Below are 25515 nucleotides of genomic sequence, written 5' to 3' on the forward strand. Positions count from 1 at the left end.
TGGCCGGGGTCTGCGGTTCCGGGAACGGGGCGGCACGCACGGGGGCCTTCGGCGCCGGCAGGGGCTCGGCGCTCATCGGCGCGGACGGCTCCGGGAACGGGGCGACGCCGGTCGGGGCCTGCGGTTCCGGGAACGGAGTGACACGCACCGGGGCTTCCGGCGCCGGAGACGAGACGGCATCCATCGGGGCCCTCGGCGCCGGCAGGGGCTCGGTGCTCATCGGGCCGTCCGCATCCGTACGGCCAGCTCGTCCACGGCCCACTGGCGCAGCGGGGCGAGCCCGCCGTCGGTGCAGATGTCGCGCAGCAGGATCAGTGGGGACAGCGCCTGCCGGTCGAGGGCGGCCGAGGCCACCAGGGCGCCGTGGGCCTGGTCCGGCTGTTCGAGGCGCAGGGAGCAGCGGGCGGCCTGGCAGTGGGCGTAGGAGGCGTACGGTGCACCCAGCCCGGCAGCGGTGCGGTACGCCTCGCGCGCCTCGGCGACCCGGCTCTCCCCCATGAGGAAGTCGGCCAGCCGTACATGCGCCTTGGGGTCGAGCGGGTCCCACTCGGTCATCCGCCGGTAGAACCGCTCCGCGCCCTCGATGTCCCCGCGGGCCTTGGCCGAGCGGCCGGAGGTCTCCAGGACGGGGTGAACGTTCTCCAGCGCCAGGAGCCGGGCATCGGCGTCCGCGAGCGCCACGGCCTCCAGGGCGTACTTCTCAGCCAGCTGGAGCTGTCGGTCCACCTCCGCGTGGTCGCCCTCGAAGAACGGTATGAAGGCCACTCCGCGCCAGTAGATGGAGGTGTGCAGCGGTTCCATCTCCGCGTCGGCCCGGTCGGCCACCGCGTCGGCGGCCGCCAGCCAGTGGCGCATGTCGGCCAGTGCCTTCTGCTTCTCGCCCTTGGCGCACAGCACGATCATGTGGGCGGCGGCCCCGTACCGTACGGCCGGATCGAACTCCTCGGTGCGGGCGATGGTCTCCATGACACCGCGGGCCCGCACGAACGCCGCGGCCGCGCCGCGGGCGTCCCCGGCGAGCTGTGCGTCGGCGTTGTGCCGGAAGTAGGCCAGCCGCAGGGCGTCCAGGTCGCGGCCGGTCGCCTCGGCGGGGACGAGGGCCGCGATGGTCCTCCAGAAGCCGAGTTTGGCCAGCGCGGTCACCAGACGGGACCGGTCGCGGGTGGACAGGCCGGACCAGTTCTCGGTCAGGGCGCACAGGTGCTGCCAGCGTGCCGACCTCAGGGGTACGGGCAGGTCGCGGGGGTCGTCCGGGTTGGGCAGGCCGGGCTTCTCGGTCCTCAGCGCCTGCCTCAGCAGTCCGAGCGAGGCGATCTGGTGGACGGGGACGGGCAGGTCCTCCGCGAGGCGGCGGCCGACGTCGGCGGTGCACCGGGCGTGCAGGGGGCCGCCGGGGCTCTCCAGGTCGAAGTAGGAGGCGAGGAGTTCACGTGACCGAGGGGCCGGTTCCGGTTCGAAGGTTCCCCTCGGCGGCTCCTGCATCGGGGGCAGGTGGCCGGCGCTTCCCTTGGTCCGCAGAAACTTCTCCACCGCCGGCTCCTCCGTCGTGGTCCTCTGTCGTCGATCGGGTTACGTTGATCGGTTTCGTTGATCGGGTGCAGTTCATGTTGATCGGGTGCAGTTGATGGGGTGCAGTTGATCGGTGTCGTTGATCAGCCGTCGTGATCCGCCCGAAGTGGGCCACGAAGCGTGATGGCCGCAAAGGGAGTTCGCCCTTTGCGGCCATCGCGAGCCCGCCTGGTCGCCAGGAGGGCAGGTCGCCTGATGTCGGGGATCAGACGGCCGGGGCGTAGTAGGCCACGCCCGAGACCGTGAGACCGAACTCCTCGGCCAGCTCGTCCGTCTCGACCTCGACCTCGGTGATCTGCTCGGCGTTCATGTCTGAACCTCCTGTTGTCGACTGTGGCCCCTGTGGTTTCGGGGACAGGTCAAACGTAGGAGGGGCCTCTCGAAGATCCGCCGAGCATCGCTGGAGACCGCCTTGAGGGACGGTCAGACGGTGGTGACCGGCAGCACGTCGGGGGACAGCGCCGCCGCCCGTGCCGTGGCAGCCGTCATCCGGCGGCGGTGATGGCGGCGGCACAGGACCTCGTAGCCGATCGCTTCCGCCTGGTTGACGTCCCCCACGACCACCTGGGCGCCTTCCACCACCATCTCGCCCCCTATCGTGCGGGCGTTGTGCGTGGCGCGGGCGCCGCACCAGCAGAGGGCCTCGACCTGCAACACCTCTACGCGGTCGGCCAGTTCGACCAGGCGCTGGGAGCCCGGGAACAACTTGGAGCGGAAGTCCGTCGTGATGCCGAAGGCGTAGACGTCCAGGCCCAGGTCGTCGACGACGCGGGCGAGTTGGTCGATCTGCCCGGGCGCCAGGAACTGGGCCTCGTCGGCGATGACGTAGTCCGCGCGACCGCCCTGGGAGAGGTGGTCGACCAGGTAGGCGTACAGGTCCTGGCCGTCCTCGACCTCCACGGCGTCCGTGACCAGGCCGAGGCGGGAGGAGAGTTTGCCCTCGCCCGCGCGGTCGTCCCGGGTGAAGATCACGCCCTGGAGGCCGCGCGCGGAGCGGTTGTGCTCGATCTGGAGAGCCAGGGTCGACTTCCCGCAGTCCATGGTTCCGGAGAAGAACACCAGCTCGGGCATGGGGAGTTGAGCACCTTTCGGCAAGACAGGACGGCGGAGGGAGGCTTCAGGAGCGTACTTCGAGCAGCGGCACCAGCTGCTCCGCAGGGGTCATCGAACCGTGGTTGCCGACCATCGCCGACTCCTTGGGCTCGCGCTCGGACGCGATGATCAGGACGTCGTCGCGCGCGGCCGCGACCACGTCGCCGAGGCGCGCGTACACCCGGTCGTCGACCTGTGGGCCGAACCAGCCCGCCGCGATCGCCTCGTCCCGGGAGGCCACCCAGAACTGCTCGCCGAGCACCTCGCGCCAGCAGGTCAGGACGTCGTGCTCGGCGCCCGGCACCGCGTAGACATGGCGGGCCCGGCCCTCGCCGCCCAGCAGGGCGACCCCGGCACGCAGCTCCCAGTCCTCGTCGAAGTCGATGCGGTGCTGCTCGTCGAAGGGGATGTCGACCATGCCGTGGTCGGCGGTGACGTAGAGCGCGCTGCGCGGCGGGAGCTGTTCCGCGAGGCGCTGCACCAGCCGGTCCACGTGCATGAGCTGGCCGCGCCAGGTGTCGGAGTCGACGCCGAAGCGGTGGCCCGCGCCGTCGAGTTCGGCGTAGTACGTGTAGACGAGCGAGCGGTCACCGGCGGCCAGCTGCTCCGCCGCGAGGTCCATACGGTCCTCGCCCGCCAGCCGGCCGAGGAACTTCCCCCCGCTCAGCGCGACCTTCGTCAGCGGGGTGTTCTCGAAGGTCGGTGAGGACACCTGCGCCGCGTGCACGCCCGCGTCGTGGGCGAGCTGGAAGATCGTGGGGTACGGCTGCCACACGCGCGGCGAGGTCCACGGCTGCCAGCGCAGCTGGTTCATCAGCGCGCCGGTGCCGGGGTCGCGCACGGTGTAGCCGGGCAGTCCGTGGGCGCCCGGGGGCAGGCCGGTGCCGACCGAGGCGAGGGAGGTCGCCGTGGTCGCGGGGTAGCCGGCGGTCAGCGGGCGGCCGGTGCCGCCGCGTGAGCTCGCGAGCAGCGAGGCCAGGAAGGGCGCCTCGTCCGGGTGCGCCTTCAGCTGCTCCCAGCCCAGACCGTCGATCAGGAACACGCAGTTCCGGTCGGCCGGGGTCAGCTCGGTGATCGTGGCGGTCGTGCCGGGTACGTCCATGCCGGCGGCCAGCGTGGGCAGCAGGTCGGCGAGGGAGCCGCTGCCGTACTCGGGCAGCGGGGCGGAGTCGACGGCCAGTGGTTCGGGGTAGGGCTCCCAGGCGGTGGAGTCAGGAAGGGCGGACGCGGAGCGCCCTCCGTCATGGGCGGCGGGGGGAGACGGGTGGGACATCAGCGGGTGACGTCCGCGGTCGCCTCGGAGAGGGACTGGGCGAAGGCGAGGGTCTGGCGGACCGTCTCGGGGCCGTCCCCGGCCTCGCTGACGCGCAGGCTGAGGTCGTCGGCGGTCGAGTTGCCCGTGTAGCCGTGGTCGGCCTCGCAGTTGGGGTCGCCGCAGGCGGCCGGCTCCAGGTCGATCCGGGAGACGGCGCCCCAGCCGATGGTCAGCACGACCTCGCGGGGCAGGGTGCCCGGCTGGTACTGCTCCGGGTTGGCGACCACCCGGCTGAGGACGACGGACGAGATCCGGCCAAGCTTCACGGACTCCGTGGACGTCGTGGCGTACGGCGTCGGGGAGGTGCTGTCTGCGGCCTGTTCGTCGGTGTGGCTGACGATGAAGCGGTTGCCGGTGAGGACGAGCACGGTCACGTGCCGCCGCACCTCGTTCTGGTCGAACGTCGTCTCCTGGTGGACCAGGTACGACCGGATGGCGTCGCCGCCCACGGCGGCCTCCACCGCCTCGGCCACGAGGGCCGGGTAGTAGCCGCTGCGTTCGATCGCCGCTCGCAGCCCCTGGGTCGTCGTACTGGTCTTGGCCATGACCCCCATCCTACGGGGGACCACTGACTGCGAGGCACCGCTCAGAGGTGTTCTCAGTACGCGGGCAGCGTCCGCGGGCCGAGGTCGTCGCGGGCGGGCGGGGGTGCGAGGCGCACGGACGCGCCGAGGACGCTCAGGCCGTGCGGGGCGACGACGACCGGCTCCAGGGTCACCGCGACGACCTCGGGGTGGTCGTCGACGAGGCGGGACACCCTCAGCAGCAGCTCCTCCAGGGCCTCCGTGTCGACCGGCGCCGAGCCTCTCCAGCCGAACAGGAGGGGTGCCGTCCGGATGGAGCGGACCAGAGAGGTCGCCTCGCGGTCGGTGACCGGAATCAGCCGGTGGGCGACATCGCCGAGCAGCTGCGAGGCGGCCCCGGCGAGCCCGAAGGAGAGCACGGCGCCTGCCGCGGGGTCGATGACGGCCCGTACGACGGTGTCCACGCCGCGTGGCGCCATCCGCTGCACGACCGGACGCAGCTCCTCGGGCGCTCCGAACAGCTCGGTCAACTCGGTGTAGGCCCGACGCAGTTGTTCCTCATCGGCGAGATCGAGCCGTACGCCGCCCAGGTCGGCGCGGTGCCTGAGGTGCGGGGCGGTGGCCTTGAGGGCGACGGGGTAGCCGAGGGTGCGGGCGGCCGCGGCCGCGTCGTCGGGGGTGGGTGCGGGCAGGGCCCGGTGGACCTGGACGCCGTACGTGCCGAGGAGCTCGCAGGTCTCGTCGGTGCCGAGGGTCAGGCCCTGCCCGCGCGAGAGGAGTCCCTCGATCAGGTCGGCGGCACCTCGCTCGTCGATGGCCGCGTCGATGGACTCGGGCACCTTGCCGGGCTCGGCGGCGTCGCGTCGCCACTGGGCGTACTTCACGGCTTCGCCGAGGGCGCGGACGGCTCGCTCGGCGGCGGGGTAGGCGGGGATGAGGCGGGAGCAGTTCTGGGGTGTCTCCTGGGGGGCCTTGGCGGCGAGGCGGTCCAGGGCACGGAAGGGGTGGGAGGCGCTCGGCACGGCGGCCTGCGGTGCCGTGCTGGTCGCGGCGGACAGCGCCTCCGCGAGTCCGCCCAGTTCGACATGGACGACCAGCACCGGCTTGCCCGGCACCTGCTCGGCCGCCGAGCTGAGCGCCTCGGCGAGCGCCGCGTCCCCCGCGGAGCCCTCCCCCACGGCGGGTATCGCGGTCACGATCACGGCGTCGCAGGTGTCGTCCGCCAGCGCGCGCGACAGGGCCCGGTGGAAGTCCGCGGGCGAGGCGGCCGTCGTCAGGTCCAGCGGGGTCAGCGGCCTGAGCCCCTCGGAGAGGCAGGCGTCGTAGGTCAGCAGGCCCAGCGACTCGGAGTTGCCGAGGATCGCCACGCGCGCGCCGCCCGGGAGGGGCTGCCGGGCGAGCAGCAGGCCGGTGTCGACGAGCTCGGTGATCGTGTTGACACGGATCACGCCGGCCTGCCTGAGCAGGGCGGACACCGTCGAGTACGGCAGCCGGGTGGCCCGTACGGCATGTCCCTGGGGGGCGGAGCCGGAGCCCTGGACGACGACCAGCGGCTTGGCGGCCGCGGTGCGGCGGGCGAGGCGGGTGAACTTGCGCGGGTTGCCGATGGACTCCAGGTACATGAGGACGACGTCGGTGTCCGGGTCGTCGTACCAGTACTGGAGGACGTCGTTGCCGGACACGTCCGCGCGGTTGCCGGAGGAGACGAACGTCGACACCCCCGTCACGCCGGTGACGCCGCCCCCGCGCCGGTGCAGCCGGGACAGCAGGGCGATGCCGATGGCGCCGGACTGGGCGAACAGACCGATGCGGCCGGGGCGGGGCGTCTCGTTGGCCAGCGAGGCGTTCAGCCGCACGTCGGGGTTGGTGTTGATGATGCCGAAGGCGTTGGGCCCGATGATCCGCATGCCGTACGCGCGCGCGTGCCGTACGAGTTCGCGCTGCCGTTCGCGTCCCTCGGGGCCGCTCTCGGCGTACCCGGCGGAGATCACCACGAGTCCCTGCACGCCGTGCTCGCCGCATTCGGTGACGACCTGGGGGACGTGCTCTGCGGGCACGGCGACGACCGCGAGGTCGACGGGACCCTCGATGTCACGCACCGAGCGGTACGCGGGAACCCCGTCGAGCCCCTTGTCGGGGAAGTCATCGGGGAAGGCGTGGGCGAAGGCCTTGTTCACGGCGTACAGCCGGCCCGTGAAGCCGGCGTCGCGGATGTTGTCGAGGATGCTGCGGCCCACGCCTCCAGGGGTGCGGCCGACGCCGATCACGGCGACCGAACCGGGCGTCAGCAGCCGCTGCACCGACCTCGCCTCGGCGCGCTGCTCGCGCGCGTACTGCACGGCGAGGGAGCGGTCGGTGGGTTCGAGGTCGAACTCCAGCCGGACGACGCCGTCCTCGAAGCTGCGCTTCTGGGTGTACCCGGCGTCCCGGAACACCTTGATCATCTTGTTGTTGGCGGGCAGCACCTCGGCGGCGAAGCGGCGGATGCCGCGCTCACGGGCGACGGCACCGATGTGTTCGAGGAGGGCGGAGGCGACGCCCCGGCCCTGGTGGGCGTCCTGCACCAGGAAGGCGACCTCGGCCTCGTCGGCCGGTGCGGACGCGGGCATTCCATCGGCGCCGATGCGGTCGTAGCGTACGGTGGCGATGAACTCACCGCCGACCGTGGCGGCGAGTCCCACCCGGTCCACGAAGTCGTGGTGCGTGAAGCGGTGGACGTCCTTGGCGGACAGGCGAGGGTAGGGCGCGAAGAAGCGGTAGTACTTCGACTCGTCCGACACCTGCTCGTAGAAGCTGACCAGGCGCTCGGCGTCATCAACGGTGATGGGGCGGATGCGCGCGGTGCCGCCGTCGCGCAGCACCACGTCGGCTTCCCAGTGCGCGGGGTACTCGTGCCGGTCCGGCGAGGTCTGCATGGGCCCCAGATTACGGCTCGCGTACGACAACAGCGCGAGGCAGTCTGTGGAGAACACAAGAGGATCGCTCAAGGACGGAAGTCGGACCGAGGCCGCGGTCCGACGACTCACCCCGGACGGGACGCAGGACCGATCCGGAGACGCTTCACGTTGTGGGAAACTGGTCTAGACAACCCTGAACACCGAAGGGCAGCATCACATGGCTGAGCGCCGCGTCAACGTCGGCTGGGCCGAGGGCCTCCACGCCCGCCCCGCTTCCATCTTCGTCCGGGCCACCACGGCCTCCGGTATCCCCGTGACGATCGCCAAGGCCGACGGCAACCCCGTCAACGCGGCCTCCATGCTGGCGGTTCTGGGCCTCGGCGCCCAGGGCGGCGAGGAGATCGTCCTCGCCTCCGACGCCGAGGGGGCGGACGCCGCCCTCGACCGACTGGCGAAGCTGGTCTCCGAGGGTCTCGAGGAGCTTCCCGAGACCGTCTGACGTACGTCCGATGCGCGTCAGACGAACGTCTGATGTGCGTCTGATTTACCGGGACCGTCTGATTCACGGCACCACAGAAGGGCTCGTCCGAATTTATCGGGCGAGCCCTTTGCATTTCCCGCTCACGGGCAGCAGAAATAATCCCCCGGGAATTACTGCCTCTTTGTATACGGCCCTCATGTTAATGCCGCAGGCTCTGCATGTTTACGGGATGTTGCGAGTTCCTCACACGCTCCGGCCGATCTCCCGCACCGTTGAACCGGAGCCGGTGCACGGCCGTCGAGCGCTCCGTGTGCAGCGCCGTGACCGCCCGCGCGCGCTCCCCGTCGCCGCGCGCCACCGCGTCGACGATGGCGCCGTGCTCCGCCCAGGACTCGACGGGGTTGGCCGGGGCGTCCACGGCGTACATCCAGGAGATCTTGTGCCGCAACTGGGTCAGCATCGAGGTCAGCGCGGGGCTGCCGGAGGCCTGGGCGAGCGTCTCGTGGAACCAGCCGCCCAGGGACCGCAGGTCATCGCTGTTGCCCCGCCTGGCCCGCTCCTGGCCCAGCCTGACCAGCCCGCGCAGGACCTTCAGATGTGCCTCGGTGCGCCGCTGGGCGGCCCGGGAGGCGCCCAGCGGCTCCAGGAGCATCCGCATCTCCAGCAGGTCGGCGGCCTCCTGCTCGGTGGGTTCGGCCACGCACGCGCCCGCGTGCCGCCGCGTCACCACGAAGCCCTCGGCCTCCAGAGTGCGCAGGGCCTCCCGGACGGGGACACGGGAGACGCCGTAGCGGCGGGCCAGGAGTTCCTCGGTGAGGCGGCTGCCGCGCTCGTAGACACCGGCGACGATGTCGTCCCTGATCGCGGTGCATACCGAATGCGCCGGAATACGCATGACCGACCTCCGCCTTAATCCCCGTGAAACGTCGATGATTGACGTGTGTTCAGTGACTCTATTGCAAAGAGCGGGAATTTCCGATGGCGGACCGGAATCCATGGATATTTTTTGGACAGGAGGGCGACAGAAACGGCGAAACCCCGGCTCGATGAGCCGGGGTTTCAGGAGATCTTGCGGTCCGTCGTCAGACGTTCACGCCATGCGAGCGCAGGTAGGCGACGGGGTCGATGTCCGAGCCGTACTCCGCGGTCGTCCGGGCCTCGAAGTGCAGATGCGGCCCGGTGACATTGCCGGTCGCGCCGGAGAGGCCTATCTGCTGGCCCGGGGTGACCGTCTGGCCCACCGAGACACCGATGGACGACAGGTGCCCGTACTGGGTGTACGTGCCGTCGTTCATCTTGATCACGATGTTGTTGCCGTAGGACCCGCCCCAGCCGGCCTCGACGACCGTGCCGGAGCCGACCGAGCGGACCGAGGTGCCGCTGGCGGCGTGGAAGTCGACGCCGGTGTGGCTGCCGGAGGACCAGACCGCGCCGCCGGCCTTGTAGCCGGTGGAGATGTACGAACCGGCGATCGGGCTGACGAAGGTGTTGAGACGCTTGCGCTCGGCGGCGGCACGCGCGGCGCGCTCCTCGGCCTCGCGCTCCTTCTTGGCCTTGGCGGCGGCCTTCTTGCGCGCCTCCTCCTCGGCCTTCTGCTTCGCTGCCTCGACGGCGGCCTGCTGCTGGGCCTCGGCCTGGGCGTCGATCTGCTCGGCGACCGAGTCGCCGATGGTGATGACCGGGGTGAGTCCGGTCTGCTCGGCCGCGGGCTCCGCGGCGAGAGCCGGAGCGGCGAGGGTGCCGATGACGCCGGTGGTGGCGAGGGCCGCGACACCCGCCGCGCGGGCGGTGCTGCGCTTCATCCGGCTCGGGGCACGGTGCTTCCCGGTGGGGCGCGTGAACGCCATGTAGTGGCTGTTCCTTTCCTTCCCTCTCGCCTACCGGGTTAGCTGACGGGTTCGGAGCAGGAAGGTCTCCTACGGACCCCCTCGCGGCTCGCGCGGGCGTCCGATTCACCCCAGGGACTACATGGGTCCCCGGCTCCCCTGGCTCGCGCCGTACGGGGACTCGGCGATGGCTGTCCGGTGCCGCGGGCGCGGCGCACTGCGTGACGAACAGCCCGGATGACGCTAAGCGGGGCGACTTTCAATCCCCAAACGGATCAAGCCTTTTGTAGCGCATGCCACAGGGCAGACAGGCAACCTCTCCCCTAATTCGGACATTAAGGGGCCCTGGTGACGCATCAGTCACCAGGGCCCCTTCACGCGCGTGCTGCTACTCGGCGGACACGACGGTCACTTCGCCGATTCCGAGAGCCTCCACGGGCTCCTTGATGGCGGACGCGTCGCCGACCAGGATCGTCACCAGCCGGTCCACCGGGAAGGCGTTGACGGCCGCCGCGGTGGCCTCCACGGTGCCGGTCGCGGCGAGCTGGCGGTACAGCGTGGCCTGGTAGTCGTCGGGCAGGTGCTGCTCGACCTGGTCGGCCAGTGTGCTCGCGACGGCCGCCGCGGTCTCGTACTTCAGCGGGGCCACACCGACGAGGTTCTGCACGGCGACGTCCCGCTCGGCGTCGGTCAGCCCCTCCGCGGCGAGCTTGCGCAGCACCGCCCACAGGTCCTCCAGGGCGGGACCGGTGTTCGGGGTGTCGACGGAGCCGCTGATGGCGAGCATGGCGGCGCCGGTACCGTCCGGACCGGACCTGAGGACCTGCCCGAACGAGCGCACGCCGTAGGTGTAGCCCTTCTCCTCGCGCAGGACACGGTCCAGGCGGGAGGTGAGGGTGCCGCCGAGGCAGTACGTGCCGAGCACCTGCGCGGCCCACACGCGGTCGTGCCGGTCGGCGCCGATACGGCCGATCAGCAGCTGCGTCTGGACGGCGCCGGGCCGGTCCACGATGACGACACGGCCCGTGTCGTCGGCGGTGATCGGCGGCACCGGCCTCGGCTCGGCCTGCGAACCGGTCCACGAGCCGAGGGTGTCGCCGAGCAGCTCGTCGAGGTCGATGCCGGTGAGGTCGCCGACCACCACGACGGTGCCGGTGGCGGGGCGGACGTGCTTCTCGTAGAAGGCGCGTACGGCCGCGGAGTCGATGTTCTGGACGGTCTCCTCGGTGCCCTGGCGCGGGCGGGACATCCGCAGGTCCGCCGGGAACAGGGTCCGGGAGAGCTCCTTGGCGGCCCGGCGGGAGGGGTTGGCCAGCTCGTGCGGGATCTCGTCGAGGCGGTTGGTGACGAGCCGCTCGACCTCGCTGTCCGCGAACGCGGGCGCCCTGAGGGCGTCGGCCAGCAGACCGAGCGCCTTGGGCAGCCGGGACGCCGGGACCTCAAGGCTCAGCCGTACGCCGGGGTGGTCGGCGTGGGCGTCGAGCGTGGCGCCGCAGCGCTCCAGCTCGGCGGCGAACTCCTCGGCGGTGTGCTTGTCGGTGCCCTCCGAGAAGGCCCGCGCCATGATCGTGGCGACGCCGTCGAGACCGGCCGGTTCGGCGTCCAGCGGGGCGTCCAGGAGCACCTCGACGGCGACGACCTGCTGGCCGGGGCGGTGGCAGCGCAGGACGGTGAGGCCGTTGTCGAGCGTGCCGCGCTCGGGGGCCGGGAAGGCCCACGGCCGCGCCTCGCCCGCCTGCGGCTGAGGGTGGAATTCCATCGTGGCGAGCTCGGTCACTTGGCCGTCTCCTCGTTCTTGTCGCCGGCCTCGACGGTGGCCTCGGCCTCGGGGTCCTCCGGGGGATCCGCGTCCTCGGCGGTCTCCGGGGAGACAGGCTCGTAGACGAGCACCGCGCGGTTGTCGGGGCGCAGGCGGGCCTTGGCGGCCTCCTGGACTTCCTCGGCGCTCACGTCGAGGACACGGTCGACGGCCGTGAGGGCGAGCTGCGGGTCGCCGAACAGGACGGCGTAGCGGCACAGTTCGTCCGCGCGGCCCGCGACGGTGCCGAGCCGGTCCAGCCACTCGCGCTCCAACTGGGCCTGGGCTCGCTCCATTTCCTCGGCCGTGGGCCCCTCCGCGGCGAACCGGGCGAGCTCCTCGTCGATCGCGGCCTCGATGACCGGGACCTCGACGTCACCGGACGTCTTCACGTCCAGCCAGCCCAGGGAGGGCGCCCCGGCGAGCCGCAGCAGGCCGAAGCCGGCGGCGACGGCCGTACGGTCGCGGCGTACCAGCCGGTTGTAGAGCCGGGAGGACTCGCCGCCACCGAGGACGGTGAGCGCCAGGTCGGCCGCGTCGGCCTCGCGGGTGCCGTCGTGCGGCAGGCGGTACGCCGCCATCAACGCGCGCGCGGGGACCTCTTCCTCGACGATCTCGCGCAACTGCTCGCCGATGACCTCGGGCAGCGAGCCGTCCCGCGGGGCGGGCTTGCCGTCGTGCGCCGCGATGGAGCCGAAGTACTTCTCGATCCAGGCGAGCGTCTGCTCGGGGTCGATGTCGCCGACGACGGACAGCACCGCGTTGCCCGGCGCGTAGTACGTCCGGAAGAACGCGCGCGCGTCCTCCAGGGTGGCCGCGTCCAGGTCGGCCATCGAGCCGATGGGCGTGTGGTGGTACGGGTGGCCCTCGGGGTAGGCGAGGGCGGTCAGCTTCTCGAACGCCGTGCCGTAGGGGACGTTGTCGTAGCGCTGGCGGCGCTCGTTCTTGACGACGTCCCGCTGGTTCTCCATCGACTCGTCGTCGAGGGCGGCGAGCAGCGAGCCCATGCGGTCGGCCTCCAGCCAGAGCGCGAGCTCCAGCTGGTGGGTCGGCATGGTCTCGAAGTAGTTGGTGCGCTCGAAGCTCGTGGTGCCGTTGAGCGAGCCGCCCGCGCCCTGGACGAGCTCGAAGTGGCCGTTGCCCTTGACCTGTCCGGAGCCCTGGAACATCAGGTGCTCGAAGAGGTGAGCCAGGCCGGTACGGCCCTTGACCTCGTGGCGCGAGCCGACGTCGTACCAGAGGCACACCGCCGCGACCGGGGTCAGGTGGTCCTCGGAGAGCACCACGCGCAGCCCGTTGGCCAGGCGGTGCTCCGTTGCTGTCAGGCCTCCGGTGCCTGCCTGGTCTGTGGCCGTGTGACCCATGGGCATGTACGTCCCTTCGATCGCGGAGCGGTTGATCTGAACCGCGTTTTCCTGCCGGTCCTGCCACTGTATGCAAGCGTGCGGAGCGCCGGTGAAGTTCCCGGTGGTCGTACGCCGACAGCGAGATCCCGTAGCCTGCGGGCGGGGGCCGCGTGCCGTACGGGTGAACACCCGGCGGGACGGCTGACGTCGGGTCGTCGTCCGCGTTGTCAGTGCCGCGGTCCACAATGGTTCGCGTCAGATCCCGTTCACGCTTCAGCAAGAGTGAGCCGAAGGGGCGCGACCCGAAGGCGAGCGACCAGAAAAGAGGAGCCGGCAGCGATGGCCCGCCGAAGCACGAAGACCCCGCCGCCCGACGACTCGTTCGAGGAGAAGATCCTCGACATCGACGTCGTCGACGAGATGCAGGGCTCCTTCCTCGAGTACGCGTACTCGGTCATCTACTCCCGCGCCCTGCCGGACGCCCGTGACGGCCTCAAGCCGGTGCACCGCCGCATCGTCTATCAGATGAACGAGATGGGCCTGCGCCCTGACCGCGGCTATGTGAAGTGCGCCCGTGTCGTCGGCGAGGTCATGGGCAAGCTGCACCCGCACGGCGACGCGTCGATCTACGACGCCCTGGTGCGCATGGCCCAGCCCTTCTCCATGCGCGTGCCCCTGGTCGACGGCCACGGCAACTTCGGCTCGCTCGGCAACGACGACCCGCCGGCCGCCATGCGGTACACCGAGTGCCGGCAGGCCGAGGCGACGAGCCTGATGACCGAGTCGATCGACGAGGACACGGTCGACTTCACCCCCAACTACGACGGCCAGGAGCAGGAGCCGGTGGCCCTGCCCGCCGCGTTCCCGAACCTGCTGGTGAACGGGGCGTCGGGCATCGCGGTAGGTATGGCCACGAACATGCCCCCGCACAACCTCTCCGAGGTCATCGCGGCCGCCCGCCACCTCATCCGCTACCCCAACGCGGATCTCGAGACCCTGATGAAGTACGTCCCGGGCCCCGACCTGCCCACCGGCGGGCGTGTCGTCGGCCTGGCCGGCATCCGGGACGCGTACGAGACGGGCCGTGGCACCTTCAAGATCCGCGCCACGGTGGCGGTGGAGACCGTGACGGCCCGCCGCAAGGGCATCGTCATCACCGAGCTGCCCTTCACGGTCGGCCCGGAGAAGGTCATCGCCAAGATCAAGGACCTGGTCGGCTCGAAGAAGATCCAGGGCATCGCCGACGTCAAGGACCTCACCGACCGCGCGCACGGCCTGCGCCTGGTCATCGAGATCAAGAACGGCTTCGTGCCGGAGGCGGTCCTGGAGCAGCTGTACAAGCTGACGCCGATGGAGGAGTCCTTCGGCATCAACAACGTCGCGCTGGTCGACGGCCAGCCGCTGACGCTGGGCCTCAAGGAGCTCCTGGAGGTCTACCTCGACCACCGCTTCGAGGTCGTGCGCCGGCGCAGCGAGTTCCGCCGCACCAAGCGCCGTGACCGTCTGCACCTGGTGGAGGGCCTGCTCACAGCGCTCGTCGACATCGACGAGGTCATCCGTCTCATCCGCTCCAGCGACAACTCCGCGCAGGCCAAGCAGCGCCTGATGGAGCGTTTCTCGCTGAGCGAGATCCAGACGCAGTACATCCTGGACACGCCGCTGCGTCGCCTCACCAAGTTCGACCGCATCGAGCTGGAGTCCGAGAAGGACCGGCTCAACGCGGAGATCGAGGAGCTGACGCGGATCCTCGACTCGGACACCGAGCTGCGCAAGCTCGTCTCCACCGAACTGGCCGCGGTGGCCAAGAAGTTCGGCACCGACCGGCGTACGGTCCTGCTGGAGGCCGGAGCGGTCGCCCCCGCCGCCGGGGTTCCGCTGCAGGTGGCGGACGACCCGTGCCGGGTGCTGCTGTCCTCGACGGGGCTGCTGGCCCGTACGGCGAACGGCGAGCCCTTCCCGGAGGACGCGGACAGCCGGCGCGTGAAGCACGACGTGATCGTCTCAGCGGTCCCGGCGACCGCGCGCGGTGAGATCGGCGCGGTGACGTCGAGCGGCCGGCTGCTGCGGATCAACGTCATCGACCTGCCGCAGCTGCCGGAGACGGCATCGGCGCCGAACCTCGCCGGAGGGGCGCCCCTGACGGAGTTCGTCTCCCTGGAGGACGGCGAGACGCTGGTCTGCCTGATCACCCTCGACGAGTCGTCGCCGGGTCTGGCGCTCGGCACGGAGCAGGGTGTCGTCAAGCGTGTGGTGCCCGACTATCCGTCCAACAAGGAGGAGTTGGAGGTCATCACGCTGAAGGACGGTGACCGGATCGTCGGCGCGATCGAGCTGCGCACCGGTGAGGAGGACCTGGTCTTCATCACGGACGACGCGCAGTTGCTGCGCTACCAGGCCGCCCAGGTCCGCCCGCAGGGCCGGCCCGCGGGAGGCATGTCGGGCATCAAGCTCACGGACGGCGCGAAGGTCATCTCCTTCACCGCGGTGGACCCGGCCGTGGACGCGGTCGTCTTCACGGTCGCGGGCTCGCGCGGCACCCTGGACGACTCCGTCCAGACGACGGCCAAGCTGACCCCGTTCGACCAGTACCCGCGCAAGGGCCGCGCCACCGGCGGCGTCCGCTGCCAGCGGTTCCTGAAGGGCGAGGACTGCCTGTCCCTGGCCTGGGCGGGTGCGGTACCGGCCCGCGCCGCGCAGAAGAACGGCACACCGGCGGACCTGCCGGAGATCGACCCGCGCCGTGACGGTTCGGGTGTCTCGCTGGCGAAGACGGTGTCAGTGGTGGCGGGCCCGGTCTAGAACGCAGGTTCCGTCTCGGGTTCCCGCGCGTCAGGTTCCTGCGCGTCGGGGTCCTGCGAGTCGGGATCCTGTACGTAGCGCAGGACGCCCCACATTCCGTGCTCGTCGGCGGTGTGTGGGGCGTCGTTCGCGCACGCCTCCAGTTCCTTGCCGAGCGCGGGCACGTCGATGCCGGAGCCGATGAGGACGAGCTGGGTGAGACGCTCGTCGCCCGCGGGCCAGGGCTCCGGATAGAAGCGCAGGAACCGCCCGACGGCATGGACGGCGTAGCGGTTGCGGACGTCGTACGCGCCGAAGTCGACGTACCCCTTGATCCGGTAGAGCCCCTCGGGCCGGCTGTCGAGGAAGGCCATCAGCCGCCGCGGATCGAGGGGCGCTCCGGAGGCGAAGGAGAGGCTTTCGTAGGCGGTGTGCAGATGGCCGCCGTGCGCTTCGTCCCCATGGTGGTGCAGGTCGTCGAAGGAAAGCTGCCCGATCCGCTCCTCGCTGGGCCGGCAGTCAAAGAGGAACTCGGGGGCGATACGGCCGTAGGCGGCGGGCACCACGGCGGCACGGTCGACGAGCGACCGCACGAGTCCGAGCACCCGCTCGCCGTCGGCCGCGCGGTCGAGCTTGTTGACCACGACGAGGTCGGCGAGGGCGAGGTGCCGGTCGATCTCGGGGTGCTTGGCGCGGGTGTCGTCGAACTCGGCGGCGTCGACAACCTCGACGAGTCCGCCGTAGACGATCCCGGGATGCTCACTGGCGAGCAGCATGCGCACGAGTTCCTCGGGTTCGGCGAGCCCGCTGGCCTCGATGACGATGACGTCGATACCGGCCGCGGGCGCGGCGAGCCGCTCCAGGTAGATGTCGAGCTCGCCGGCGTCGACGGCGCAGCACAGGCAGCCGTTGCCGAGGGAGACGGTGGAGTCGCCGAGGGCGCCCGCGACGGCCATGGCGTCGATCTCGATGGCCCCGAAGTCGTTGACGATCGCCCCGATACGGCTGCCTCCGCTGCGGTGCAGGAGGTGGTTGAGGAGGGTGGTCTTTCCGGAGCCGAGGAATCCGGCAAGGACGACGACCGGGATCTGCCGAAGGCTGGGGTCCGGCTGGCTCAACGTGCGACCTCTCTGACACCGACGCGCGCACCGGATCGTGGGCCAGGCGCACGTACGAGGATTGAATGCCGGACCAGGATACGAGCCGGAATAATCACCGCGAAGTGAACGATTGTTAGCAGCACTTGCGGGGCAGACGTTGGGCAAGGCGCCGGTGTGTGCGACCCTCGCTTCCCTCCGTGCGCCTCCTCTCCGCCTCCCCCGCCGATCAGAGCCGCTCGGCACCCTGGGAGACGGCAAGCGCCGCCCATCGCTCGCCGGTCCCCTCCCGTCGACCCGCACCCCGACGACCGGCGGACGGCCGCCTGATTCGGGGGTTGACATGGCCACACAGGAATTTGGGATACGGAGGTTCGGTTCCGCCACCAAGGCGAAACTGGCAAGCGCTGCGAACGCCGTCATGGAACGGAGCACACGCCGCCGCAAGCACGCCACGCTCACCGAGCAGCACCGCCTCCACTTCGATCTGCTGTGCAAGGCAATGGACGATCCCGCCCTGGCCTCAGTGCTCGACACGTACGAGACCGACATCCCGCCGGAGCGACAGCGCCAGTACCTGTTCGCGAACGCCCTGTACGTCAACGCGCTCTACTACCACCGCATCGGCGCGTGGAGCCTCACGGAACTGTACGGGCACCTTCGGGTGATCTGCCGGAACGATGTGTTCAGGGAGTACTGGTCGGCGACCCGCCATCACCGCAAGAGCCTGCCCGAGGCTTCGGAGGAAGCCGAGTTGGGTCGCATGATGGACGGTCTGGTGGAGGAGATGGACCGGCTGAGCCAGGACCGGAACGACGGCGACTTCGACGAATGGTGGGTGATCGGCGAACCGCCCACGGACTAAGCGGCCGCTCGTCAATGCCGCGTGTACGGCAGACGCGTGGCTGACTGAGCGGCTACGCTACCCACAGCCTGCACCAGGTAAACATCCTGTGTGGGCTCCCATTGTGCTGCGTAGGGCCGTCAACCCCACAGGGATGCGACTCTCTGGCATCCGTGGGCCCAACCACATGAGCTACATGGACGCTGGAGAGGTCATCAGCCCGTGCGTCGCCCTGCGCGTGTGCCGGCCCGTCCCTAGAGCGATATAGGAACGGACTTGAAGATCGTACGTCGAGTCGGCGCTTCGCCTCGCGAACGCGGCAGTGGTTCGGGACAGACATGCCCGGACATCTTCGAGCTGAGCGACGGCAGCTTCGCCGTCATCGGGCGAGAAGCGACCGATGAGCTCGACCCCGAGCTTCCCGCCGACGCCGCACGAGCCGACTACGAGCGGATCGTGATCATCACGCGCGAGACCTTGGTGCGGGCCAAGAACGACATCCCGGACGCCTGAGCAGGACGACACCACCATCCGGTCGACGGGGGCGCCATCAGCCCCTTCAGCGACCGAAACATCCACGGCCCGGCATCGACACGACGCCGGGCCTTGTCGCGCCACGGCCACGCGAACCCTGAGCCTCCTCGTTTCCGACTCGGCCATGGAGCCGTGGACTCGACGGACGTAATAAAACAACAAATAACCGTTGCTATAGATGCAAGTGCGATTAACTGCTTCGTCATCATGGCATATCAGCGGTCCCACAAGGACTCGCTCCGCCTTGATGACCGACCGCTTCGAGTGCAAACGTGACGGCTCCACAAGACCCGCCCCAGCACTGCCCAGCGCGCGCGTTTCGTACCTGAGACGAAGGAACAAGCAGTGAGTCGTATCGTCCGTCGCATCGGTGTTCCACCGGCCGAGCGAGGCAGTGTCGGTGGCGCCAACTGTCCCGACATCTTCGAACTCTCCAGCGGAGACTTCGCCGTGATCGGCACGGATACCACAGAGGAACTCGACGGAGAACTGCCCGCCGACGCCTCGCGAGCCGACTACGAACGGATCGTCATCATCACCCGCGAAACCCTCACCCGAGCCAAGGGTGACATCCCCGACACATAGCGACGACCCGGAACGAGCAGGGCCCGCCGCCTCAGCGGACGGCGGGCCCGTTTCCCTCTCCGCGCCTTCGGGAAGCCCACCGACATACACCTGGGGGGTGACGCGATGACACAGGCTCCGACCTGGCGGCGAATCGCCAGGTTCTCCTTATGGCTGATGGCCGCGATCCTTGCGAGCCTGCTGATCGGTACGGCCTCGGTCACGATCAGCGGCTGGATGACAGATCGCGTGGAGCGGACGGAGGGCGGACAGCGGGCCGCCCTGCGAAAGGCCTCCGTCGGCGACTACTTCGGCGGCATCAACGCCGTCTTCTCCGGCCTCGTACTGCTTCTCCTCGTGCTCACATTGCTTCTGCAGCAGCGGGAGCTGCGCCTCCAGCGTCTTCAGCTGGCCCTGCAACGGCAGGAGTTGGCCTCGTCACGCGATGAGCTGCGCCGGAGCGCGGAAGCCGACCTGCGCAGCCTCCACGTGGAGCTCACGCAGATGGCCATGGCGGACCCGGCGCTCGCCGAGGTATAGAACGACTACCCGGGCCGGCCCGCCGTCACGCTGCGCCAGAACCTCTTCGCGAACCTGGCGTTCAACCACATCGTCCTGTTCCACAGTTGGGGCGGTGTTTCCGAGGAAGAACTACTCATCTATGCCGGCAACCTGCTCCAGAGCCCCGTGTTCCGCCAGTACTGGGAGGCCTCCAGGTCCAGCAAGAGCGGCCTGCCGCCGGACAGCGCCGAGGGAAGGGTCTTCCGGGTTTTCGAGCAGGCCTACGCCAACCAGTGACGGACGACACCCGCTGGCCGCGGTCGACTCTCAGGCCATCGACGGCACCGCCACCGGCGCCCCCGGCCCCACATACCGCGCCACCGGCCTGATGATCTTCGAGTCCTCCGCCTGCTCCAGGATGTTGGCGCTCCAGCCCACCACCCGCCCCGCCGCGAAGGTAGGCGTGAACATCTCGCGGGGCAGCCCGCACAGCTCCATGACCACGCCCGCGTAGAACTCGACGTTGGTGTGGAGTTCGCGGCCGGGCTTCAGTTCGGCCAGGATCGCCTCGACCTGACGCTCGACCTCGACGGCGAAGGCGACGCGCGGGCCGCCGAACCGTTCGGCGACCTCGCGGAGCATCCGGGAGCGAGGGTCCTCGGTGCGGTAGATGGCGTGGCCGAAGCCCATGATGCGCTCGCCCGCGAGAACCCGTTCACGGATCCAGGGGTCGATGCGGTCGGGCGTGCCGATCGCGTCGAGAGTGTCCAGCGCACGACTGGGCGCCCCGCCGTGCAACGGCCCCGACAGTGCCCCGACCGCACCCACCAGACATGCCGCGACATCCGCACCTGTCGAGGTGATGACACGCGCCGTGAAGGTTGATGCATTGAAGCCGTGATCAATGGTTGAGATCAAGTATTGCTCGACTGCCCGGGCACACCGTGGATCCGGCTCCGAACCCGTCAACATGTAGAGGTAGTTGGCCGCGTAGGACAGGTCCTCGCGCGGCTCCACGGGTTCCAGTCCCTGCCCGAGCCGGTGCAGCGCGGTGAGCAGCGTCGGTACGGCCGCGGCCGCCACGACGGTGTCCCGACGACGTTCGTCCGCGTCGATGTCGTACACCGGACGGAAGCCCTTCGCCGCACCCAGCAGCGACAGGGCGGTACGCATCCCGGCGAGCGGGCCGGAGAGCGCACTCGCCGCCGCGACGGCGGGCAGCGCCGCCCGCACCTCGTCGGGCAGCCGACGCAGCGCGGCGGTCTCGGCGGCGAAGGCCGCGCCACGCTCGGCGGCCGGCAGTTCGCCGTGGACCAGGAGATGCCAGACGTCCTCGAACCCGCGGGTCTGCGCGAGTTCGACGGCCGAGTACTGGCGGTAGTGGTAGAAGCCCTCGAACCCCCGGACGTCACCGATCTCGGTGTCGGCGACGACGACGCCCGCGAGTCCTCGCGGTACGTCGACGAGATGGGCCGCGGTCCTGTTGACGGACATGTTTCCTCCCTGGACTTGATTCGACTGTCCATGCTTGACTCAACAACTGTCAATATTGATTGAATCAATACTCACTCAACGCGGATACGGTGACCTCATGAGCGATCACGAACCCGTTCCCGACCTCGAGGGACGGCGGCTGACCACCAAGGAGGCCGCCGAGCTGCTCGGCGTGAAGCCCGAGACCGTCTACGCCTATGTGAGCCGCGGTCAGCTCGGCAGCAGACGTGTGCCCGGCGGCCGTGGCAGCACCTTCGACGCCAAGGAGGTGCAGGCGCTCGCCCGGCGCAACAGGCGTGAGGGCGGCGGGAGTTCGAGCTCCGGCGGCGAGCTGTCCGTACGGACCCGCATCACGCTCATCGACACGGACCGGTACTACTTCCGCGGCGTCGACGCGACCGAACTGGCCGCGCGCCACTCCTACGAGGAGATCGCCGAGTGGCTGTGGACCGGACGGATGCTTCCCGGCACGACGTTCACGGCTCCCGACACCTCCGTCGCCGTCGCCCGACGCGCTGTCGGCGCACTGCCCGAACACACCTCACCCACCGACCGGTTGCGGGTCGCGGCGATCGCCGCCGCGACCACGGACCCGCTGCGCTTCGACCTGTCCGAGAGCGCCGTGCTGGGCACCGCCCGCATCCTCATCCCCACCCTCGTCGCCGCCCTGCCACCGGTGCGGATCGGCCACCGCGACGAGGGCTCACTGGCCGAGCGCCTGTGGGCGCGGCTCAGCGCACGCAAGCCCGACGAGGCGTCCCTACGGGCGCTGGACACGGCTCTGGGCCTGCTCGTCGACCACGACCTGGCCGCCTCCACCCTCGCGGTCCGGGTCGCCGCCTCGGCCCGCGCACACGCCTACGCGGCCGTCTCCGCCGGACTGGGCGTCCTGGAGGGCCCGCTGCACGGCGCCGCCAGCGGACTCGCCCACCGGCTGCTCCTGGACGTGCTCGACCACGGCGACGCGGGTCCCGTGATCGCGGACGAGTTGCGCGCCGGGCGCCGCATCCCGGGACTGGGCCACCGGCTCTACCCGGGCGAGGATCCACGCGCGCGTGCCCTGTTCGCCCTCCTGGACGAGATCCCCCGCGCCGCGCCCGCCCTCGCCGCGGCCCGCGACGTGGTGGCCACCACCGCCCGCCACACCCCGCTGCACGCCAATGTGGACCTGGCCCTCGCCGTGCTCACCGCCTCCTCCGGGATGCACGCCACGGCCGGCGAGACGATCTTCGCCGTCGCCCGTACGGCGGGCTGGATCGCCCACACCCTGGAGGAGTACGGGGAACGCCCGCTGCGCATGCGACCCAGCGGACTCTACGTAGGCACCAAACCGCCCCAAGCGCTGCCGTAGCGGGACACGAGCACCGTCGGAAGTCGCCCTGAGCCAAGTCAGGTTAGGCTCACCTCTGTGAGAACGTGCGCATCCGTCTCCCGCGACCTCGACGAGCCCATTTCCGGGACCGCGGCGACCGCGAAGACCTGGCTGCTCCTCGAACAGCCCGGTCCGTGGGGCGCCCATGCGCTCACCTCCAGCCATCTGGACCCCGCGCTGGGCAGCGCCCTGGAGCGGGCGGCGAAGGACACGGGCGTACGCATCGCGCTCATCCGCCGCCCCGGGCGGCACGCGGACTGCGGCACTCCGTCCGTACGCCGGGTGTACGTGTCCCACACGGCTCCCGGGAACGTATGGCTGCACAGCGCCGAGGTCCGCGACCCAGGGCGCCTGCTCGATCTCGACTTCGCCGCGCTGGGCGCCGGTGACCATCACAGCTTCGGTGCGGCGCTCGACGGACGGCCCCACCCGGGGGACCCGCTCGCGCTCGTCTGCACCAACGGCAAGCGCGACCGCTGCTGCGCGCTCCTGGGCCGGCCCTTGGCGGCCGAGCTGTCCGCCTCCGGGGTCGAGGGGGTCTGGGAAGTCACCCATCTGGGTGGACATCGTTTCTCGCCGACACTGCTTGTCCTGCCGTACGGCTATGCGTACGGCCGGGTCGGGGCCCGCGCGGTCAAGGAGATCCTGCACAGCGTCCAGGACGGACGGATCGTCGTGGAGGGCTGCCGCGGCAGCTCGTCCTGGGAGCGGCCCGGTCAGGCGGCGGAGCTGGCGGTGCGCACGGCGGCGGGCGAGTACACGGCGGACGCGCTGAGCGTCGTACGGATGGACGGTGCCGCACCGCGCTGGGAGGTGACCGTCGCGCATGTCGACGGGCGCCACTGGCGGGTCGTCGTGGCCCAGAGCGCGTCCCTGCCGCCCCGCGCGGAGAGCTGCGGGGCATCGGTACTGGGCTCGCCCGCGCGGATGGACGTGGTGGCGGTTCGCGAGCTGGCGCCGCCGACAGCGCTCGCGAGCTGACCTGGACGTACGGCTTCCGTACGGTGACGGTCGTACGGCCTCCATGTATTGATCAAGAGATCCACGCCACACCCCTACGGCAGCTCGTACCCCTCCGCGTACCGTCATGGGTATGAGCCGCACTCCCCCCGCACGACGCCTCCGCCTCGGTCTGCCGCGGCGGATGTTCTCGCAGCTGCTGCTGATGCAGCTCGCGATCGCCGCGGGGGTCACGGTGCTCGCGACCGGGCTCTTCCTGGCGCCGCTGAGCGACCAGCTGGACGACCAGGCGATGCGCCGGGCCCTCGCGATCGCTCAGACAACCGCCGAGCAGCCGCAGATCGCGAAGGACCTCCAGAGCACCTCGCCGTCGGCGAACGGACCGGTGCAGGTGGAGGCCGAGCGGATCCGGAAGGCCACCAAGGCCGAGTACGTCGTGATCATGAACACCAAAGGCGTGCGCTGGTCGCACACCGACCCGAAGCAGATCGGCGGGATCGTCTCCACCGATCCCGCGCGGGCGCTGGCCGGCGAGCAGGTCATGGAGATCGACGACGGCACCCTGGGCCGCTCGGCCCGCGGCAAGGTGCCCTTGCGCGACAGCGACGGCGACATCATCGGCGCGGTCTCGGTCGGCATCGCGTACGACAGTGTGCGGGCCCGGCTGATCCACGCGATCCCGGGGCTGCTCGCCTACGCGGGCGGCGCCCTGGCCGTCGGCGCCCTCGCGGCCTGGCTCATCTCCCGGCGGGTCCAGCGGCAGACCCGTGACCTGGCCTTCTCCGACATCTCGGCGCTGCTCGCGGAGCGCGAGGCGATGCTGCACGGCATCAGGGAGGGCGTCGTCGCCCTGGACCGCAACGGCCGTATCCGCCTCCTCAACGACGAGGCGCGCCGTCTGCTGGGCATCGGCGACGAGGCCGTCGGCCACTCCCTGGACGAGGCGCTCGGCGAGGGCCGTACGACCGACGTACTGGCCGGCCGGGTGACCGGCACCGACCTGCTCACGGTGCGCGGCCAGCGCGTCCTGATCGCCAACCGCATGCCCACCGACGACGGCGGAGCCGTCGCCACCCTGCGCGACCGCACCGAACTGGAGCAACTGGGCCGTGAGCTCGACTCCACGCGCGGTCTGATCGACGCCCTGCGCGCCCAGGACCACGAGCACGCCAACCGGATGCACACGGTCCTCGGACTGCTCGAACTGGAGATGTACGACGACGCCGTGGAGTTCGTCGGAGAGGTGGTCGGCGACCATCGCGCCACCGCGGAACAGGTCACCGAGAAGATCAAGGACCCGCTGCTCGCGGCCCTGCTGGTCGGCAAGGCGACCGTCGCGGCGGAGCGCGCGGTCGCACTGTGGATCTCGGACCGGACCTGGCTTCCCGATCAGCTGATCGATCCCCGCGGCATCGTCACGGTCGTCGGCAACCTGGTGGACAACGCGCTGGACGCCGTCGCGGGCAAGCCGCACGCGCGCGTGGAGGTCGAGTTGCGTGCCGAGGGGCGTACGGCCGTCCTCAGGGTGCGTGACACAGGGCCCGGGATTCCCGCGGAACACCGTGACCTGGTCTTCACCGAGGGCTGGTCCACGAAGAAGCCGCCGGCACACGGCAAGCGCGGCATCGGGCTCTCCCTGGTGCGCAGGCTGGCCGAACGTCAGGGCGGCAGCGCGACCGTGACCGAGGCGGACGGCGGCGGCGCGGAGTTCACCGTCGTGCTGCCGGAGGCCCTGGCGGGTCCCGACCTGGAACCGGCGCTCACCGTACCCGCAGTCGTCGAGGAGGAGGCGTGATGATCGAGGTCCTGGTCGTGGACGACGACACCCGGGTCGCGCGGGTCAACGCCGCCTACGTCGCGAAGGTGCCGGGCTTCCATGTGGCGGGCGAGGCGCACAGCGCGGCGGAGGCGCTGCGCCAGGTGGAGCTGCTGCCCCGGCTCGACCTGGTCCTCATGGACCACTACCTGCCCGACGAGACGGGTCTGTCGGTGGTCCAGGAGATGCGCCGCCGCGGTCACCAGACCGACGTGATCATGGTGACGGCGGCCCGGGACATCACGACCGTGCAGGCGGCGATGCGGCAGGGCGCCTTGCAGTACCTGGTCAAGCCGTTCGCGTTCGCGGGCCTGCGCGCCAAGCTGGAGGCGTACGCGGAGCTGCGCCGCACCCTCGACGGCGGCGGCGAGGCGGAACAGGCCGAGGTGGACCGCATCTTCGGCGCCCTCTCCGCCCCCTCCGAGCCGGACCTGCCCAAAGGTCACTCCCCCACGACCGCGGAGCTCGTACGGCAGTCCCTGATGAACGCCGAAGGCCCCCTGTCGGCCCAGGAGATCGCTGAACGGACCGGAGTGAGCCGCCAGACCGCCCAGCGCTATCTGAAGCTCCTGGAACGCACGGGGCGCGCCCGCCTCACCCTCAAGTACGGCGACGCGGGCCGCCCGGAACACCGTTACGTGTGGGCGACCCGCGCCTGAGGGCACGGCCCGTGGGGGCGGGGGAAGGGAACCGTGCCCTCCCCTCAT

Annotated in this window: 20 protein-coding genes, 1 pseudogene and 1 riboswitch; of the genes and pseudogenes, 10 read left to right on the forward strand and 11 right to left on the reverse strand. The window is 70.6% G+C overall.

Translation table 11 applies throughout. The features are described 5' to 3' along the window. Nucleotides 1-216 precede the first annotated feature (216 nt). The 5 genes from HLK59_RS25085 to HLK59_RS25105 all read right to left on the reverse strand — a co-directional run bounded on the left by HLK59_RS25085 (nt 217) and on the right by HLK59_RS25105 (nt 7415). Nucleotides 217-1530: a tetratricopeptide repeat protein gene (locus HLK59_RS25085; protein WP_171143757.1), complete on the reverse strand. Its 1314-nt coding sequence runs from the start codon at nt 1528-1530 to the stop codon at nt 217-219. 462 nt (nt 1531-1992) lie between these two features. Next, nucleotides 1993-2640 carry a thymidine kinase gene (locus HLK59_RS25090; protein WP_171143758.1) on the reverse strand — a complete coding sequence of 216 codons (648 nt, stop codon included), beginning with the start codon at nt 2638-2640 and terminating at the stop codon, nt 1993-1995. Between the two features lie 46 nt (nt 2641-2686). Continuing rightward, nucleotides 2687-3934: a nucleotide pyrophosphatase/phosphodiesterase family protein gene (locus tag HLK59_RS25095; protein WP_171143759.1), complete on the reverse strand. Its 1248-nt coding sequence runs from the start codon at nt 3932-3934 to the stop codon at nt 2687-2689. Further along, on the reverse strand, nt 3934-4521 hold the full coding sequence (locus HLK59_RS25100) for a DUF5998 family protein (RefSeq protein WP_171143760.1): 588 nt from the start codon (nt 4519-4521) through the stop codon (nt 3934-3936). The genes HLK59_RS25095 and HLK59_RS25100 overlap by 1 nt, the downstream gene beginning before the upstream one ends. Before the next feature lie 53 nt (nt 4522-4574). Beyond that, complete coding sequence (locus tag HLK59_RS25105) at nt 4575-7415, reverse strand: bifunctional GNAT family N-acetyltransferase/acetate--CoA ligase family protein (protein ID WP_171143761.1); 2841 nt, start codon at nt 7413-7415, stop codon at nt 4575-4577. 199 nt (nt 7416-7614) lie between these two features. Here HLK59_RS25105 and HLK59_RS25110 point away from each other — a divergent pair, with 199 nt between their 5' ends. Next, nucleotides 7615-7896 (forward strand): HPr family phosphocarrier protein, encoded by a 282-nt coding sequence (locus HLK59_RS25110; protein ID WP_059198592.1) that lies wholly within the window; start codon nt 7615-7617, stop codon nt 7894-7896. A gap of 181 nt (nt 7897-8077) precedes the next feature. Here the strand turns inward: HLK59_RS25110 and HLK59_RS25115 are convergent, their stop codons facing one another. The 4 genes from HLK59_RS25115 to HLK59_RS25130 form a co-directional block, all read right to left on the reverse strand. After that, nucleotides 8078-8773 carry a GntR family transcriptional regulator gene (locus HLK59_RS25115; RefSeq protein WP_171143762.1) on the reverse strand — a complete coding sequence of 232 codons (696 nt, stop codon included), beginning with the start codon at nt 8771-8773 and terminating at the stop codon, nt 8078-8080. 187 nt (nt 8774-8960) lie between these two features. After that, nucleotides 8961-9725, reverse strand: coding sequence for a M23 family metallopeptidase (locus tag HLK59_RS25120; RefSeq protein WP_171143763.1), 765 nt, complete (start codon nt 9723-9725; stop codon nt 8961-8963). Between the two features lie 12 nt (nt 9726-9737). Then, nucleotides 9738-9901: riboswitch (cyclic di-AMP (ydaO/yuaA leader) on the reverse strand. Between the two features lie 191 nt (nt 9902-10092). Next, entirely contained in the window at nt 10093-11481 is a 1389-nt protein-coding gene (locus HLK59_RS25125) for a pitrilysin family protein (RefSeq protein WP_171143764.1), read from the reverse strand. Then, nucleotides 11478-12872, reverse strand: a complete 1395-nt coding sequence (locus HLK59_RS25130; protein WP_171143765.1) for a pitrilysin family protein — start codon at nt 12870-12872, stop codon at nt 11478-11480. The genes HLK59_RS25125 and HLK59_RS25130 overlap by 4 nt, the downstream gene beginning before the upstream one ends. Nucleotides 12873-13187: 315 nt before the next feature. Here HLK59_RS25130 and HLK59_RS25135 point away from each other — a divergent pair, with 315 nt between their 5' ends. Beyond that, nucleotides 13188-15647 (forward strand): DNA topoisomerase IV subunit A, encoded by a 2460-nt coding sequence (locus HLK59_RS25135; RefSeq protein WP_171143766.1) that lies wholly within the window; start codon nt 13188-13190, stop codon nt 15645-15647. Here HLK59_RS25135 and HLK59_RS25140 read toward each other — a convergent pair. Further along, nucleotides 15644-16744 (reverse strand): GTP-binding protein, encoded by a 1101-nt coding sequence (locus HLK59_RS25140; protein WP_171143767.1) that lies wholly within the window; start codon nt 16742-16744, stop codon nt 15644-15646. The two genes, HLK59_RS25135 and HLK59_RS25140, sit on opposite strands and share 4 nt — an antisense overlap. A gap of 322 nt (nt 16745-17066) precedes the next feature. On the opposite strand from HLK59_RS25140, the gene HLK59_RS25145 reads away from it, so the two are divergent. From HLK59_RS25145 to HLK59_RS25160, 4 genes and pseudogenes are all read left to right on the forward strand, one after another. After that, entirely contained in the window at nt 17067-17588 is a 522-nt protein-coding gene (locus tag HLK59_RS25145) for a DUF6082 family protein (RefSeq protein WP_171143768.1), read from the forward strand. Between the two features lie 255 nt (nt 17589-17843). Next, the gene (locus HLK59_RS25150) at nt 17844-18080 is read left to right on the forward strand and encodes a hypothetical protein (protein ID WP_171143769.1); all 237 of its coding nucleotides are present in this window, start codon (nt 17844-17846) and stop codon (nt 18078-18080) included. Nucleotides 18081-18446: 366 nt separating this feature from the next. Beyond that, nucleotides 18447-18686 (forward strand): hypothetical protein, encoded by a 240-nt coding sequence (locus HLK59_RS25155; RefSeq protein WP_171143770.1) that lies wholly within the window; start codon nt 18447-18449, stop codon nt 18684-18686. Nucleotides 18687-18902: 216 nt separating this feature from the next. Then, nucleotides 18903-19463, forward strand: a pseudogene (locus HLK59_RS25160) (DUF6082 family protein). A 30-nt stretch (nt 19464-19493) separates the two neighbouring features. Here the strand turns inward: HLK59_RS25160 and HLK59_RS25165 are convergent. Then, nucleotides 19494-20660 carry a citrate synthase/methylcitrate synthase gene (locus HLK59_RS25165; RefSeq protein WP_171143771.1) on the reverse strand — a complete coding sequence of 389 codons (1167 nt, stop codon included), beginning with the start codon at nt 20658-20660 and terminating at the stop codon, nt 19494-19496. Nucleotides 20661-20757: 97 nt separating this feature from the next. On the opposite strand from HLK59_RS25165, the gene HLK59_RS25170 reads away from it, so the two are divergent. From HLK59_RS25170 to HLK59_RS25185, 4 genes are all read left to right on the forward strand, one after another. Continuing rightward, nucleotides 20758-22011, forward strand: coding sequence for a citrate synthase (locus tag HLK59_RS25170; RefSeq protein ID WP_171143772.1), 1254 nt, complete (start codon nt 20758-20760; stop codon nt 22009-22011). 57 nt (nt 22012-22068) lie between these two features. Then, a complete protein-coding gene (locus HLK59_RS25175) occupies nt 22069-23013 on the forward strand; it encodes a sucrase ferredoxin (RefSeq protein WP_171143773.1) in 945 nt (314 codons plus the stop codon). A gap of 112 nt (nt 23014-23125) precedes the next feature. Next, nucleotides 23126-24787 (forward strand): sensor histidine kinase, encoded by a 1662-nt coding sequence (locus tag HLK59_RS25180; RefSeq protein WP_171143774.1) that lies wholly within the window; start codon nt 23126-23128, stop codon nt 24785-24787. After that, nucleotides 24787-25467, forward strand: coding sequence for a response regulator (locus HLK59_RS25185; RefSeq protein ID WP_171143775.1), 681 nt, complete (start codon nt 24787-24789; stop codon nt 25465-25467). The genes HLK59_RS25180 and HLK59_RS25185 overlap by 1 nt, the downstream gene beginning before the upstream one ends. Nucleotides 25468-25515 lie beyond the last annotated feature (48 nt).

The organism is Streptomyces sp. S3(2020) (genome assembly GCF_013044505.1).
In the GTDB taxonomy this organism is placed as follows: Bacteria; Actinomycetota; Actinomycetes; order Streptomycetales; family Streptomycetaceae; genus Streptomyces.